The 15,127-nt window shown below is 65.1% G+C and carries 16 protein-coding genes; 9 read left to right on the forward strand and 7 right to left on the reverse strand.

What is annotated here, in order from left to right; all coding sequences use genetic code 11:
* The first annotated feature begins 73 nt into the window (after window positions 1–73).
* Together IP68_RS06610 and argC are read left to right on the forward strand one after the other, a co-directional pair.
* Complete coding sequence (locus IP68_RS06610; protein WP_082382171.1) at window positions 74–1,045, forward strand: NlpC/P60 family protein; 972 nt, start codon at window positions 74–76, stop codon at window positions 1,043–1,045.
* Complete coding sequence (gene argC, locus IP68_RS06615; RefSeq protein ID WP_156317959.1) at window positions 1,042–1,980, forward strand: N-acetyl-gamma-glutamyl-phosphate reductase; 939 nt, start codon at window positions 1,042–1,044, stop codon at window positions 1,978–1,980. Before IP68_RS06610 ends, argC begins: the two co-directional genes overlap by 4 nt.
* Window positions 1,981–2,002: 22 nt before the next feature.
* On the opposite strand, the gene IP68_RS06620 is transcribed toward argC, so the two are convergent.
* Both IP68_RS06620 and IP68_RS06625 read right to left on the reverse strand, forming a co-directional pair.
* Window positions 2,003–2,932 (reverse strand): GGDEF domain-containing protein, encoded by a 930-nt coding sequence (locus tag IP68_RS06620; RefSeq protein WP_054134161.1) that lies wholly within the window; start codon window positions 2,930–2,932, stop codon window positions 2,003–2,005.
* A 98-nt stretch (window positions 2,933–3,030) separates the two neighbouring features.
* Window positions 3,031–4,239 carry an acyl-CoA dehydrogenase gene (locus tag IP68_RS06625; RefSeq protein ID WP_054134162.1) on the reverse strand — a complete coding sequence of 403 codons (1,209 nt, stop codon included), beginning with the start codon at window positions 4,237–4,239 and terminating at the stop codon, window positions 3,031–3,033.
* Window positions 4,240–4,431: 192 nt separating this feature from the next.
* Between IP68_RS06625 and IP68_RS20160 the strand changes: the two genes are divergently transcribed.
* Window positions 4,432–4,611 (forward strand): hypothetical protein, encoded by a 180-nt coding sequence (locus IP68_RS20160; protein ID WP_150126262.1) that lies wholly within the window; start codon window positions 4,432–4,434, stop codon window positions 4,609–4,611.
* On the opposite strand, the gene IP68_RS06630 is transcribed toward IP68_RS20160, so the two are convergent.
* Window positions 4,601–6,133 (reverse strand): cryptochrome/photolyase family protein, encoded by a 1,533-nt coding sequence (locus IP68_RS06630; protein WP_054134163.1) that lies wholly within the window; start codon window positions 6,131–6,133, stop codon window positions 4,601–4,603. The two genes, IP68_RS20160 and IP68_RS06630, sit on opposite strands and share 11 nt — an antisense overlap.
* A 61-nt stretch (window positions 6,134–6,194) precedes the next feature.
* Here IP68_RS06630 and IP68_RS06635 point away from each other — a divergent pair, with 61 nt between their 5' ends.
* Window positions 6,195–6,716, forward strand: coding sequence for a DUF983 domain-containing protein (locus IP68_RS06635; protein WP_231683770.1), 522 nt, complete (start codon window positions 6,195–6,197; stop codon window positions 6,714–6,716).
* Window positions 6,717–6,720: 4 nt separating this feature from the next.
* Here the strand turns inward: IP68_RS06635 and IP68_RS06640 are convergent, their stop codons facing one another.
* Window positions 6,721–7,143, reverse strand: coding sequence for a DUF2147 domain-containing protein (locus IP68_RS06640; protein ID WP_069050612.1), 423 nt, complete (start codon window positions 7,141–7,143; stop codon window positions 6,721–6,723).
* A 201-nt stretch (window positions 7,144–7,344) separates the two neighbouring features.
* On the opposite strand from IP68_RS06640, the gene IP68_RS06645 reads away from it, so the two are divergent.
* From IP68_RS06645 to IP68_RS06665, 5 genes are all read left to right on the forward strand, one after another.
* The gene (locus IP68_RS06645; RefSeq protein ID WP_054134164.1) at window positions 7,345–8,649 is read left to right on the forward strand and encodes an isoprenylcysteine carboxylmethyltransferase family protein; all 1,305 of its coding nucleotides are present in this window, start codon (window positions 7,345–7,347) and stop codon (window positions 8,647–8,649) included.
* Window positions 8,650–8,727: 78 nt separating this feature from the next.
* Complete coding sequence (locus IP68_RS06650) at window positions 8,728–9,117, forward strand: c-type cytochrome (protein WP_054134165.1); 390 nt, start codon at window positions 8,728–8,730, stop codon at window positions 9,115–9,117.
* A 99-nt stretch (window positions 9,118–9,216) separates the two neighbouring features.
* Window positions 9,217–9,615: a Co2+/Mg2+ efflux protein ApaG gene (apaG, locus tag IP68_RS06655; RefSeq protein ID WP_054134362.1), complete on the forward strand. Its 399-nt coding sequence runs from the start codon at window positions 9,217–9,219 to the stop codon at window positions 9,613–9,615.
* 12 nt (window positions 9,616–9,627) lie between these two features.
* Window positions 9,628–10,440, forward strand: a complete 813-nt coding sequence (locus tag IP68_RS06660; RefSeq protein WP_054134166.1) for a LysR family transcriptional regulator — start codon at window positions 9,628–9,630, stop codon at window positions 10,438–10,440.
* Entirely contained in the window at window positions 10,437–11,015 is a 579-nt protein-coding gene (locus tag IP68_RS06665; protein ID WP_197275743.1) for a GNAT family N-acetyltransferase, read from the forward strand. The genes IP68_RS06660 and IP68_RS06665 overlap by 4 nt, the downstream gene beginning before the upstream one ends.
* On the opposite strand, the gene IP68_RS06670 is transcribed toward IP68_RS06665, so the two are convergent.
* From IP68_RS06670 to IP68_RS06680, 3 genes are all read right to left on the reverse strand, one after another.
* A complete protein-coding gene (locus IP68_RS06670; protein WP_197275744.1) occupies window positions 10,948–12,216 on the reverse strand; it encodes a serine hydrolase in 1,269 nt (422 codons plus the stop codon). The genes IP68_RS06665 and IP68_RS06670 overlap by 68 nt on opposite strands.
* Before the next feature lie 79 nt (window positions 12,217–12,295).
* Window positions 12,296–14,287, reverse strand: a complete 1,992-nt coding sequence (gene parE / locus IP68_RS06675) for a DNA topoisomerase IV subunit B (RefSeq protein ID WP_054134168.1) — start codon at window positions 14,285–14,287, stop codon at window positions 12,296–12,298.
* 75 nt (window positions 14,288–14,362) lie between these two features.
* Window positions 14,363–15,112 carry a GcrA family cell cycle regulator gene (locus tag IP68_RS06680; RefSeq protein ID WP_054134364.1) on the reverse strand — a complete coding sequence of 250 codons (750 nt, stop codon included), beginning with the start codon at window positions 15,110–15,112 and terminating at the stop codon, window positions 14,363–14,365.
* Window positions 15,113–15,127 lie beyond the last annotated feature (15 nt).

The raw sequence follows: 15,127 nt of genomic DNA on the forward strand, positions 1-15,127 counted from the left end.
CGCCGCCAGCCCGAAGCCATGGACGGGCGCAGAATCATGGCGTGGCGGTAATTTGCGCGGGGGACCGGGTTTCTTGACACATTCATCGGGCTCATTGGCGCCGCATTCCAAGGCGGCTTCGCTGGCTGGCGGACCGGCGAGCGAGGCTGCGGACACGCGCGCCGACCCGGTGCAGCAGTTCGTGCTCACGGGCCCCGTGACCGACTATGATCCGCGCGTGACACCCATTCGCGGAGATCTTGCGGATATCGCGCTGGCCGGTCGCTTCTTCGCGCCGCATTATGTTGCCCCGCAGATCCACCGCGTCGCCGCGAGTGGCGCAATGCTGCGCAAGGCCGGAGCGGGCGATGCCCAGGCGGTGAGCCAGCTGCTGCCCGGAGAGGCGTTCGCGCTGCTCGACAGCACCGGCGACTGGGGCTGGGGCTATGGCCTGCACGATGGCTATTGCGGCTATGTGCGGCTGGACCAGATCACGCTTGGCAGTGCCGATCCCAGCCATGTCGTCCACAGCCGCAGCGCATTGGTGTTCGCCGAACCTTCGATCAAGACGCCGATGGTTGCAGCCTTGCCGATGGGCGCACGGATCGCGGTTGATGCGACCAGTGAGTGCGGCAGGTTCCTGTCCGTTGCGTGCGGCTGGATGTCGGTGCGCCATGCCGTGCCGCTGGCCGAGCAGGGCTGCGATCCGGTCGACCGCGCGCTGCAGCTGGTCGGCGCGCCCTATCTGTGGGGCGGACGCGGCGGGGATGCGCTCGACTGTTCGGGGCTGGTGCAGCTGGTGCTGGGGCTTGCCGGAATTGCCGCGCCGCGCGACAGCGACCAGCAGATGGCAGCGCTTGGCCGTGCGCTGGCGGATGACGAACCGCTGCAGCGCGGTGACCTCGTGTTCTTCCCCGGCCATGTCGGAATCATGATGGATGCAGACACGCTGGTGCACGCCAATGCGCACTGGATGCAGGTGGTGGCCGAGCCGCTTGCCGATGTCATCGCCCGTTTCCCCGAAACCACGCTCCAGCCGGTGCTGGCACGCAAACGGATCGCCTGATGCCCAGTCTCTTTATCGATGGCGCTGCCGGGACCACCGGCCTGGAAATTGCCGAGCGGATGGCAGGACGCGACGAGTTCCGGTTGATCACGCTCAGCGACGCCGACCGCAAGAGCGTCTCGGCGCGCGCCGCCGCGATCCAGGATGCCGACTTTGTGATCCTGTGCCTGCCCGATGCCGCCTCGCGCGAGGCGGTGGCGCTGGGCGAGGGTGCGCCGACGCGGTTCATCGATGCCTCCAGCGCGCACCGCGTCGCCGATGGCTGGACCTATGGCTTTGCCGAGCTGCGTTTAGGCCAGCGCGCTGCGATCCGCGATGCGCGCGCGGTCAGCAATCCCGGCTGCTACCCCACCGGGTTTCTGGCTCTGGTCGCGCCGCTGGTGGCCGAGACGCTGCTGCCAGCCGATCACGGCTTCATCGTCAATGCGGTGAGCGGCTATTCGGGTGGCGGCAAGGAGCTGATCGCGCGGATGCAGGTCGATGCGCCCGATATCGGTTTCCGCGCTTATGGGCTCAATCTGGAGCACAAGCATCTGCCCGAGATGCAGGTGCATGCCGGGCTGAGCCGGTCGCCTTTGTTCGCGCCTGCGGTGGTGCGTGCGTTTCGCGGAATGCTGGTTGATGTGCCGCTGTTCCTCGATCCCGAGCTCGGCTTTGCCGATGCGACGGCGCTGCACGAGGCGCTGGCCGATCATTATGCCGGCGAAGCTCTAGTCAGCGTCGCAGCCATGGGCACCGCGCCCGGCGAACTGCTGTTGTCGGAGGGCGATGCGCCGACTGACCGGCTGGCGCTCTATGTCCTGCCCAGCGCGGATGGGTCGCAGGTGCGGCTGATCGCGATGCTCGACAATCTGGGCAAGGGGGCAAGCGGCGCTGCGGTGCAGAACCTCAACATCATGGCGGGCCTCGACGAACTGGCGGGCCTGCGCGCCTGATCGCGCTTATCGGCTGGGTGGGTCAGCGCGCGCGCTTGGCGACGTACAGCGCCTGATCCGCGTGCAGGAACATGTCCTCGGCATCATAGGAAATCGCGTTGTGCGCCAACGCGACACCGTGGCTGGCGCCGGCTTCCAGCAGATGGCCGTTCCACGCCACCGGCATGCGCAGCAGCGCGATCGCTGCGGCAATGCGGCTCGGCAGCCGTTGCAAGTTGCGGTCGCTGGGCATCAGCACGGCAAATTCATCGCCCCCGATCCGCGCGACCATCAGCGCATCGGGAAAGCATTGCTGGATGCGCTGGCCGAACTGCGCCAGGCAGGCATCGCCCGCAGCATGGCCATAGCGATCGTTGATCTGCTTGAACCCGTCGACATCGAGCAGCACCAGCGCGCCCAGCGGACGCAGGCTCAGCGTCGATCGCGACGCATCCAGAAAGCGCTGCTGGAACACCGCGCGGTTGGCCAGCCCGGTCAGGCTGTCGCGTTCGGCAGTCTGCTGCAGGGCCTCGAATTCGGTACGCTGGCGGGTGATGTCGAGCTTGGTCCCCACCAGCCGGGCGGCGCGGCCGCGCTCGGTTTCCACCTGCGCGATGATCTGCACCCAGCGTTCGGCGCCATCGGGGCGGGTGATCCGCGCATCCAGCGTAAAGCCTGTCCGGCGCTCGATGGCGCGGCTGCGCAGCCGGTCCAGCGTCTCGCGCGATGCCTCGTCGTACAGCGCGACGATCTCGGTTCGATGCGGTCGTGCGCTGCGGTCGATCCCGAACAGGTCGTAGATGTTGCGGGTCCAGCACAGGGTTTCGGATTGCAGGTCGCATTCGAACACCCCGACGCCGGCGCGCGCGACGGCCCGGGAGATGCACTGGCTGTCCGGCTCGACAAGGGCGGGCGCCGGGCCGACACAGATGTCCGTCCCGCCGATACCGAAATTGTGCCCAGCTACGCCCATGCCCTTGCCGCAAGCTCCCCGAAATGCCTGGGAGGACACTAGAAGATGCTAGTTAACGGCTTGTTACGATGAGGTTTTTTCTTTTGTCCAATTTTGTGTCAAAAGAACGCCTGGATCCCCGTCTGCGCGCGGCCGAGGATCAGCGCATGGACATCGTGCGCGCCTTCATAGGTGTTCACCGTCTCCAGATTCACCATGTGACGCATCACCTGATATTCCTCGCTGATGCCGTTGCCGCCGTGCATGTCACGCGCCTGACGGGCGATATCGAGCGCCTTGCCGCAGTTGTTGCGCTTGACGATCGAGATCATCTCGGGCGCGAAACGGCCTTCGTCCATCAGCCGTCCGACCCGCAAGGATGCCTGGAGCCCCAGCGCGATCTCGGTCTGCATGTCGGCCAGCTTCTTCTGGAAAAGCTGCGTCGCTGCGAGCGGCTTGCCGAACTGGACGCGGTCGAGCCCGTATTGGCGCGCAGCGTGCCAGCAGAATTCCGCCGCCCCCATCGCGCCCCAGGAGATGCCGTAGCGCGCGCGGTTGAGGCAGCCGAACGGACCCTTGAGCCCTTCGACATTGGGCAGCAGGTTCTCTTCGGGCACCTCGACCTCGTCCATTTGGATCATGCCCGTGGTCGATGCGCGCAAGCTCAGCTTGCCCTTGATCTTGGGTGCGTTCAGCCCCTTCATGCCCTTTTCCAGGATAAACCCGCGGATCTGGCCATTGTGCGCGTCGGACTTTGCCCAGATGACGAACACATCGGCAAACGGGCTGTTCGAGATCCAGGTCTTCGCGCCCGAGATGACATAGCCGCCATCGACCTTTTTCGCGCGAGTCTTCATGCCCGCAGGATCGGATCCCGCATCGGGTTCGGTGAGTCCGAAGCAGCCGATCAGCGTGCCCGCGCATAGGCCGGGGAGATACTTGCGGCGCTGTTCGTCGTTGCCATAGGCATTGATCGGGTGGATCACGAGCGAGCTTTGCACCGACATCATCGAGCGATAGCCGCTGTCGACCCGCTCGACTTCGCGCGCGATCAGGCCATAGGCGACATAGCTTGCTTCCGCCCCGCCGAATTCCTCGGGCAGCGTCGCGCCGAGCAGCCCGGCTTCGCCCATCATCGGGAAAAGTTCGGGCGCGTCGATTTCCTCGCGGAAAGCGTCGATCACCCGCGGTTGCAAGACATCTTGCGCAAATCCGCGCGCGCTTGCCTGGATCAGCCGTTCCTCTTCGGTCAGCTGCTCGTCGATCAGGAACGGATCGTCCCAGGTGAAGGGAATGGTTTCGGCCTTGCGGATGGTGTCGTGCTTCATGGGGTCAGGGTCTAGCGCAGCTTCTCCCCGGTTTAAACCTCAATTTCTCTTCGAAAGTTGACGCGCGCGTAAACCGCCGACGCCGCGTGCCTGTCCGTTTCTGGAACAATCGATGATTAACCATCAATTGCGATGGGCAATGGTTAAAAATCCGTTAACACCCTCATTATGCAGCGTTTGACATTCCTTCCCGTGCCCGCTCGTCCCCACAGCTTCCGGGGCAGCCTGTCCCCGCGAATCCTCGCCGCAACCCCGGTGGATGAGCCCGAGGTGCTGGCGAAACGCAAAAAGGCACAGCGCAACGAGGAAGTCCGGCTGTTTCTGCTGAGCTTCTCGGCGTTCTTCGTGGCGATCACCTCGTTTATCTGGTGAGCGTGTCGAGGTAGCGCGCGGCATCCTTGCGGATTGCCGCCTTGTCTTTCTCGTCGCGCTTCGCCCAGTTGCGATAGGGCATGGCAAGCCGCTGGTTCCTGCCCAGCAGCGCCTCGTTGCGATCGAGGAAGTCCCAGTAGAGCAGGTTGAACGGGCAGGCCTTGGGCCCGGTCTTGGCTTTCACGTCGTAGCGGCACTTGCCGCAATAATCGGACATGCCGTTGATATAGTTGCCGCTCGAGGCATAGGGCTTGCTCGCCAGCAGCCCGCCATCTGCAAACTGGCTCATCCCCAGGGTGTTGGGCAGTTCAACCCATTCATAGGCATCGGCATAGACCTCCAGATACCAGGTATGCACCGCGTGCGGATCGATCCCGGCGACCAGCGCGAAGTTGCCGGTGATCATCAGCCGCTGGATGTGGTGCGCATAGGCATGGTCCAGCGTCTGGCCGATCGCCTGCGCCATGCAATGCATGTCGGTCTTGCCGTCGTAATAGAAGCCGGGCAGCGGACGGTGCGCTTCAAGCACATTGCGCTGCGCATAATCGGGCCCCTCGCGCCAATAGATGCCGCGGACATATTCGCGCCAGCCGATGATCTGGCGGATGAACCCCTCGGCGGCATTCAGCGGGACTTTGCCGTCGCGATAGGCAGCCTCGACCGCCTGGCACAGGGCCAGCGGATCGAGCAGCCCGCAGTTGAGATAAGGCGAGAGGATCGAGTGCCACAGGAACGGCTGATCGGTGAGCATCGCGTCCTGGTAGTCGCCGAACCGGGCGAGCGCCTGGCCGATAAAATGTGCCTGCTGTGCGAGCGCATCCTCGCGGGTGGTGGCGAACACGAAATGGTCGAGGCTGCCGGGGTGATCGGCAAAGCGTCTGGCGACCATGTCGAGAACGTCGCGGGTGATGGCATCGGGCTTGAAGCGCAGCGGTTGCGGGATCAGCAGCGGCTCGTTCGGCGGGGGCTTGCGGTTCTCGCTGTCGTAGTTCCACTCGCCGCCCTCGGGCTTGCCATGCTCGTCGAGCAGCAGCCCGGTCTTGCGCCGCATGTCGCGATAGAAGAACTCCATGCGCAGCTGCTTGCGTGCCGAGGCCCAGGTGTCGAACTCGGCATGCGTGCACACGAACCGGCTGTCTTCGCGCAGATCGATCGGCACGTCGAACCGGTCGGCCCATTCCTGCATCGCAGCGAGCACCCGCCATTCGCCGGGCTCGGTCGCGACGATCCGGTCCGGGGCATGACGCTCGATCGCGCGCGCGACCTCTCCGGTGAAGGTGCCGCTGTTGTCCGAATCCTCGAGCCGCACATAATCGACCGTCCAGCCGCGCGCGCGCAGATCCTCGGCATGGTGGCGCATCGCCGAGAGGATGAAAGCGATCTTGGCCTTGTGGTGGCGGACATATTTGGTCTCGGCATCCACCTCCATCATCAGCAGGATGGTGTGATCGGGGTCGGCGCCGTCCAGTGCGGACAGATCATGACTGAGCTGGTCGCCCAGGATCGGGATAAGGGTTTTCATGCGGCAGATGGTGTCCTGGGCGGTGCTCAGCTTAATGATGGGGAGTGATCCTGTGCGATCAATGGCGGCATTTGGCTTTGATGTCGGCCATCGCAATACCTATCTAGCTACCGGCGTCGGTGCCTTTGCCAGCGTCTTTGAAAGACTGGCCATGCCCGATTCCGCCCGCCCCGGCTCCGTGACGCCCGACAGCGACACCCAGAGCGCGCTGCAGCTTGCGCTGCGCGGCATGCGCAACCATTGCCCACGCTGCGACCACAAGCCGCTGTTCCGGCGCTATCTGAAGCCGGTTGAGCGCTGCGCCGGTTGCGGGCAGGACTGGACGCTGCACCAGGCGGATGATTTTCCCGCCTATATCGCGATCTTCATCAGCGGGCATCTGCTCGCCCCGGTGCTGATCGCTGCGGGAAGCCGCGAGCTGCTGCCGATGGGGGTGCTGGCTGTCATCGCGATCCTGGGCGCGCTGTTGCTCACGATCGCGCTGCTGCAGCCCGCCAAGGGTGCGGTGATCGCGCTGCAATATCACTGGCGGATGCACGGGTTCGAAAGCGTCGATGCCCCGCGCCAAAGTCAGCGTGACTGACGGCTCAGATCTTGCGCCAGATCTGCGACTTGCACAGCAGGCCGCCCAGAATGCAGCCGCTGATCTTGATCCGGTTGGCGTCGAGCTGCTTGATCGTCGAATAATAGGTGTCGCCAAGATCGGGCACGAACACATTGCCCTTCCAGTGGCCGGGTTTGGTCTCGCGATAGTTGCGCAGCAGGCTGGTGCCGACCAGCTGCGGCGTGCCGCCTGCGGCAGCATCCTTCTTGGCCAGATCGCTCGCCCAGCTCACCTTGCCGCACAGTTCGGTGCCGCACGGCTGGGTGACGACGCGGACGTCGCCTGTGGGGTTCTCCCAGGTGCCGTGGATGGACTCGGCTCTGGCCGCGCTCGCAGCGAATCCGGTCTGCCCCAGCGCGGCCAGAGCCAATAACCAAACCCGCGATGTCCCCAGATACATCTTCATCGACCCTTTGCGACCATATTCAATTCTTACCCGTGCGCCGGGCATTTGTTCCGCGCGAAGCTGCGACTTGTGCATGATCGCTGCGCCAAGTCGAGCAGCATTCGTGCGCGCGCGATGTATTTTGTCGCAAACTGGCGGCGGGTGCCGGCCCTGAAATTCCTTCATCCCTTGCTTACCAATATGGGTTAAGGAGGCTGCAACATGCCAAGCTCTGCTGCACCTCTGCATGATCCGTGTCCCCCCAGCGCCGTCAGCCATGGCGCTGGGCTGATCGGGCTTGTCGGGCTGATCGGCTGGGTGCTGCTGGCGCGGCACTATGCGTGGAACGGCCCCAATGCGGCGCTGGTCTGCTGCATCGCCACCGGGTTGCCGATGGTGCTGTGGTCGCTGCTGGTCGACAAGGTGCACCTGCGCCCCAGCACGGGGCTGGACTGGGCGCACCCCAGGGCGGTCAAGGATGTCATCGATGCCAGCATGATCAAGCTCACCGGATTGTGGATGACCTGGGCGGGGATCGCCGCGATCTATGCGGTGGCGCGCTGGTACTGGATGGGCAACTACCAGTTCTCGATGAACGTGTTCATCTATGCCTCGCCTTTCCTGTTCTTCCTCTCGATCCCCTATGTCATCTGGATAGACCGCTATCTGAAGGACCCGCACGACGGCGCGTGGCATTTCGGCGCGATGATTTCGGGCCAGCCGGGCTGGGACCGCGAGGCGATCTTCCACCACCTGCGCGCGTGGGCGGTGAAGGGCTTCTTCCTCGCCTTCATGCTGTCGATCGTGCCGGGCGGCTATGCCGATATCGTCAATGCCAATGTCGCCGAGATCGTGACCAACCCGGTGTGGATCGCCAACTGGCTGATCATCGCGATGTTCCTGGTCGATGTGCAGTTCGCCACCGTGGGCTATGCGCTGACATTGAAGCCGCTGGATTCGCACATCCGCACCGCCAACCCCTATATGGCGGGCTGGGCAGCTGCGCTGATCTGCTATCCGCCGTTCATCATGATGGGGGACAACGGCCCGCTCAACTATCACGTCAACACCGCCGACTGGGCCTATTGGTTCGAGGGCAACACGCCGCTGCTGATCGTCTGGGGCGCCTGGCTGGTGCTGCTGACCGGGATCTATGCCTGGGCGACGGTGGCCTTCGGGATCCGTTTTTCCAACCTTACCCATCGCGGCATCCTGACGCACGGGCCCTATCGCTGGACCAAGCACCCGGCGTATCTTTCCAAGAATGCCTATTGGTGGTTTGCCACCATGCCGTTTCTGGTCACCAGCGGCACCTGGCAGGATGGCGTGCGCAACGCCGCTTTGCTCGCCGCTGTGTCGGGGGTCTATTACTGGCGTGCGCGGACCGAGGAGCGGCACCTGATGGCAGACCCCGATTATGCGGCCTATGCCGCCTGGATGGACCGCCACGGCCCGGTCCCGCGGCTGATCGCGATGATCACCGGACGTCGCGTCAAGCCGGAGGCCATGCCCGCGCCTGCCGAATGATGTGACCGGCGCCTTGGAACCGCACCAGCTCGCGCCTATATCCCGCGCTTGCTAACCATCTGCGGAGCCTGGATTTTGATGATTGCCCCCAAGTCGCTCGTGCTTGCCGTGCTGGTCGCGACAACCGCCGCGCATCCCGCCGCCGCACAGAGCGCGCCCGCAGCAGGCGACCCCGCGCGCGGCGCGAAGGTGTATGAGAGCAACTGCACCGGTTGCCATGCGCCCGATGCCAATGGTGTGGGCCCTGCGCATCGCGGTATCTTCGGGCGCAAGGCGGGCAGTGCGCCCGGCTTTGCCTATTCGCCGGGCCTCAAGAAGGCGAAATTCGCCTGGGACGCCGCGCGCCTCGACAAATGGCTCACCAGTCCGCAGGCGTTCATCCCAGGCGCAAAGATGGGGTTCCGCCTGGCCGATGCCCAGCGCCGCGCCGATGTGATCGCGTATCTGAAAAAGGAAAGCGGCAAATAGGCTCGCCCAGGCGCACGCTTCCAGGAATTTCTCCCGTGCCCCCTTTCGCCTCACCGGATTAAGAGGCATATTATAGCCATGGACCGATTTTCAGACAGCATGGACAGGTTCTTCACCCACTCTGCCACCACCCAGGGAATCACGGTGCGGGTGGCGGTCAGCTTTCTGCCGGACCGGTCGCGCGCGGACAGTGCCCGTTGGTTCTGGTCGTATCACATCCGTATCGAGAATCATTCCGACAGCGCCGTTCAGCTGCTCACCCGCCACTGGGTGATTACCGATGGCCGCGGCGGCGTGCACCAGGTCGATGGCGAAGGCGTGGTCGGCGAACAGCCGGTGATCCTTCCGGGCAAGTCGCACGATTATGTCTCGGGTTGCCCGCTCACCACCCCAACCGGGCGGATGGAAGGCGTCTATCGGATGATGCGCGACGATGATGAACTGATCGCGGTCGAAATTCCGCGTTTTCCGCTGGTCGCCCCGGCAGTTGCCGATTAATCAGCGCTCCTTATGAAGCGTACCCATCTTCCGCTCAACGGCCTGCGTGTGCTCGATGCCGCCGCCCGCCATCTGAGCTTCACCCGCGCGGCAGACGAGCTCGCGGTGACGCCGGCTGCGGTCGGCCAGCAGATTCGCGCGCTGGAGGACATGCTGGGCGTCGTGCTGTTCCGCCGCACGCCCAAGGGGCTGGAACTGACCGACGAGGCTGGCGCCGGGCTCGATGCGCTGCGCGGGGGTTTCCTGCAGTTCGAGGAAGCCGTGCGCGCGATGCAGCAAGGCCAGTCGAGCTTCCGCCTGACGATCGCGGTGCCGCGTGACTTTGCCGCCAAATGGCTGCACCACCGGCTGATTGGCTATGCTGCCGCCAACCCCGAAATCCGCTACACTTTGGTCTCGGGCGACAGCGACATCGACTTCACCGAGGCGAACCTCGATTGCGCGATCCGGCTTGCCGATGGCCCGGCGGAGCTCGAGGGGGCGCAGATCGGCCCGGCGCAGTTCGTCACCGTGGCTGCGCCCGGATATGATGGCAATCGCGGGATCGAATGGCCCGGCTGCACGCGCGGACAAGACAGCAATGATTCCGAAGACAGGGCGGTGATGCAGGTCGCCGATGCGGGACTGGGGCTGGATGCGGCAATTGCCGGCTTTGGCAGCGTGACCGTGCCCTATCTGCTCGCCGAACGCGATCTGACCGAAGGCAGGCTGGTGGCGATCGGCGAGGCTCGCCCGGCGCGGCGTGCCTATTGGGTGGTCGCGCCCACACCGCAATGGCGGCAGAAAAAGGTCCGCGCGCTGGTCGACGCGCTGACAGCGGCATGACCACGGTGGCGATGCCGGTGCTGACCAGCGAGCGGCTGGTGCTGCGTCAGGTGCGGAGCGACGATGCTGCAGCGCTGTTTTCCGTGCTTTCCGACGAAGCGCTGATGACCTGGTGGTCGTCGGGCCCGCACCGGTCGGTCGAGGAAACCCGCACCTATCTGGAACCGGCAGCTGTGGGCAACTGGCGCAGCTGGGCGATCACGCGGGCCGGCGAAGACATCGCGCTGGGCTGGGTCGCCGCGCATGACCGGCGCGAGAACGTCAGCGAGATCGGCTATATCCTGGCGCGCCCGGCCTGGGGGCAGGGGATTGCACGCGAAGCGGTGGCCATGGTGCTCGACCAGCTGCTGGTGACCGAAGGCCAGCGCCGCGTGTTTGCCGATACCGATCCTGAAAACATTCACTCGATCGGCCTGCTGACGTCGATGGGCTTTGTCCGCGAAGGCTATCTGCGCGCCGAATGGGAAACGCATATCGGCGTGCGTGACAGCCTGATCTTCGGTCTGCTCAGGGACGAGTGGCTGGCGCATCGCCAGCAGCCAGCCGATCGAGCAGCCGGGTCATCAGCTGGATAAAGCCGGGCTGGTCGATATCGGCGGCGGGGTTGTTGGCAAAGGCCGTGATCACATAGCTGTCGCCTTGCTTCGTGCGGGCGAGAAAGCTCATGCCCATAATCCCGGGCTCCGACCCGCCCTTGTAACCCAGATACGCCCAGCGTCCGGCGTTGACCGGAGGAATCCCGGAATTGACCTTAAGGATCGCGCGCGTCACCTGGTCGCCATCGCGCTCCAGCATCGCCAGCAGCCGCGCGACATCGGCGGGGCTGGCAAACCATTCGATCGTGTCGATCTGGTTGGGGCCGCCGGTATAGACTGCAAGATCGAGGTTCTTGAGCCGCAACGTGTCGCCCGCATCGGCGACAAGGCGTGTCTGTTCGGCATCGTCCGCGGCGAGGAAGCGGTCGCGCAGCGCCGCGTTCGCGGGCATCTTCAGCCCCGTCACCGCCTGGGTCGAGAGCAGCGGGATCATGTCCGACGGCCGGGAGTGTCCGCTCGCGCGGACGATCGCAGCAAGTTTTTCCTGGCCTATGGCGGCGATCAGCGTGTCGGTGGCGCTGTTGTCGCTGACCGAAACCATCAGCGTCGCCAGCGTCTGCAGCGTCATCGGCGCGGCGTCGGGCCAATCCTGCGCGATTCCCGAGGGATGCGATTTCTGCGACAGGGGCAGCACATCGCTCCATCGGCGCTCGCCCGCGCGCACCGCCCGGTCGATCTCGGCAAGCACGTACAGCTTGAACACCGAGGCGATGGCAAAGCGCTCATCCGGGCGGTGGCTGGCGATGGTCTGCGCACCGCTGGGGGTCAGCTGTTGCACGACAAAGCCGCTGCGACCGGGCAACGCGGCGATATCTGCGGTGATCTGCTCCATCGTGTCGCCCTGGGTGCGCGATCCTGTGATGAACAGCCCCGAGAGCCTTCCGTCGAGCACGCCGATGGTGAACGTGACCACCGCCTTGTCGAAGCGAATATCGATACTGGCCGATCGCACGTCCATCCGCCGCACCGCCTCGAGGGTCTGCGGCTCGCCGAACTGCGTCTTGAGCGAGGCGATTACCGAGACCAATTGCTCGGGAGGGACCGCGGTAAGAAACGCGGGGTCGAAGATGTCCGGCGCCGCAGCCTTGTCCTGCATCAGCGCAAGAACATTGGCAGCGGGCTGGTCGAAAAGCGTTTGCGATGCGGGCGAGGGCGGCGGGGGCGTCTGGGCGGCGACCATGAAGGGGCTCATCCACGCAACGATGACGAGCGCGCGGACTCCCCACCGCCGGGGAACGACAGACGGATGGTGCGATCGGCTATGCGTCGATCGCTTCACGGTCGACCTGCGCCGCGTGGTTCTGGATGAAGTTGAAGCGGTGCTCGGGGTTCTTGCCCATCAGTTCGCCAACCAGCTCCTTGACCGCGGAATACTGCTCGTAATTGGGCGGCAGCGTGACCCGCAGCAACGATCGGCTCTGGCGGCTCATCGTCGTCTCGCGGAGCTGCCCGGGGTTCATCTCGCCCAGGCCCTTGAAGCGGCTGACCTCGACCTTCTTGCCCTTGAGGATCGTCCGTTCGAGCTCGGCGCGGTGCGCATCGTCGCGCGCGTACCAGCTCTTGGCGCCAACCACGAGCCGGTAGAGCGGCGGCTGGGCGAGGTACAGATGCCCTGCCTCGACGATATCGGGCATCTCCTGGAAGAAGAAGGTCATCAGCAAGGTCGCGATATGCGCGCCGTCGACATCGGCGTCGGTCATGATGATGATCCGGTCGTAGCGCAGCTGGCCCGGGTCGCAATGCTTGCCGGTCCCGCAGCCCAGCGCAAGCGCCAGATCGGCGATTTCCTGGTTGGCGCCGATCTTGGCGCTGTTGGCCGAAGCGACGTTGAGGATTTTGCCGCGGATCGGCAGAATCGCCTGGGTCTTGCGGTCGCGCGCCTGCTTGGCAGAGCCACCTGCGCTGTCGCCCTCGACGATGAAGATCTCGGTTTCCGCGCCCTCGACCCCGGTGCCGTCGTTGCTGCAATCGGTGAGCTTGCCGGGAAGGCGCAGCTTGCGCGCGCTGGTCGCGGTCTTGCGCTTGACCTCGCGCTCGGCCTTGCGCTTCAATCTTTCGTCCATCCGCTCGAGCACCAGCCCGAGCAGCGCCTTGCCGCGCTCCATATTGTCGGTGAGGAAGTGGTCGACATGGTCGCGCACTGCGTTCTCGACCAGACGCGCCGCCTCGGGCGAGGTCAGCCGGTCCTTGGTCTGGCTCTGGAACTGCGGATCGCGGATGAACACCGAGAGCATCAGTTCGCTGCCGGTCATCACGTCCTCGGCGGTAAGCTGCGTCGCCTTCTTGTTGCCGATCAGCTCGCCAAAGCCGCGCAGCCCTTTCAGGATCGCGGCTCGCAGCCCTGACTCGTGCGTTCCGCCATCGGGGGTCGGGATGGTGTTGCAATAGTAGCTGTAGCTGCCGTCGCTCCACAATGGCCAGGCGACCGCCCATTCGACCCGGCCCTTGCCATCGGGGAAATCCTGCCGCCCGGCGAAGAAATCCGAGGTCGCGCATTCGCGCCCGCCCAGTTGCTCGCGCAGGTGATCGGCGAGGCCACCGGGGAACTGGAACACCGCCTCCTGCGGCACCTTGTCATCGGACAGCTCGGCATCGCATTTCCAGCGGATCTCGACGCCGGCGTACAGATACGCCTTCGAGCGCGCGAGCGCGAACAGCCGCGCGGGCTTGAACTTTGCGCCTGCGCCGAAGATCTCCTCATCGGGCACGAAGCTGATCGTCGTGCCGCGCCGGTTGGGGGCGGCGCCCACCTTCTCGAGCGGGCCCAGCGGCGCGCCGCGCGAGTAACGCTGCGCGTACAATTCCTTGTTGCGCGCGACCTCGACCAGCAGTTCGGTCGACAGCGCGTTGACCACCGACACGCCGACGCCGTGCAGGCCGCCGCTGGTGGCATAGGCCTTGTCCGAGAACTTGCCACCCGAATGCAGCGTGGTGAGGATCACCTCGAGCGCCGATTTGCCGGGAAATTTGGGGTGTGGATCGACAGGGATGCCGCGGCCGTTGTCGCTGATCGTCAGATGGTTGCCCGGGCGCAGCGTGACCTCGATCCGGCTGGCATGGCCTGCCACCGCCTCGTCCATGGAGTTATCGAGGACCTCGGCGGCCAGATGATGCAGCGCGCGCTCGTCGGTGCCGCCGATATACATGCCCGGCCTGCGCCGCACCGGCTCAAGCCCCTCGAGCACCTCGATCGCAGAGGCATCATAGGTTTCGGCAGGGGCGTGCGATTTTGCGAACAGATCGTCTGACATGCCGCCTGCTATAGGGCGCAATGCAGCGGTCCGGCAAGCACGCTGCCGGACTTATCCGCTGCTATCGAAGGTTGATCAGCGGACGCGTGGTCCGCCGAACGGCATGGGCGGGGGCGGGCGACGCGTGCCGCGGGGCAGCTGCGCCTGATAGGCACGTCCGCAATGTTCCACGCAGTACGGGAAGCCCGGATTGACCGCCTGGCCGCAGAAGTGGAAATCCGGCTCGCCCGGGTGACCCATCGGCCAGCGGCAGATGCGGTCGGTCAGATCGAGCAATGTGGTCTTGTCGGCAATCTCTGCGCTCGGACGGGCAGGGACCAGACGGCGCGGCGGGGCAGGCGGAATCGGCGCCTGCTGGTCGCCGGGGCCCTGACGCAAGAACCCGCCGGGACCGACCGAGACGATGCGCGGCTGCGGCTTGGGTGCTGCAACGGCGTCGGCTCCGGCATCCAGATCGCCTTCGTCCGCGTCATCGGCCACATCGGCGGCTTCGACAGGGCGCGGAGCAGGTGCAGGTGCAGGGGCTGGTGCCGGCGCGGCGCGCACGGGCTGGGCAGGAGCGTCGACCTTGAACGGCGGCGCATCGCTCGCAGCCTCAGCCTCGACCTTTTTGGCGGGCTTGGGTGCCTCCGTCTTCTTGGCGGGCTTGGGCTTGGCCTCGCCCGGCTTCACCGGCGAGGGACGCGACTTCAGGCCAAGGCGGTGCGCCTTGCCGATCACCGCGTTACGGCTGACCCCGCCCAGCTCTTCAGCGATCTGGCTGGCGGTGAGGCCTTTTTCCCACATGGTTTTGAGCTGATCGATGCGCTCGTCGGTCCATGACATGAACAGCAATTCCTT

The organism is Blastomonas sp. AAP25, assembly GCF_001295965.1.
Lineage (GTDB): Bacteria > Pseudomonadota > Alphaproteobacteria > Sphingomonadales > Sphingomonadaceae > Blastomonas > Blastomonas fulva.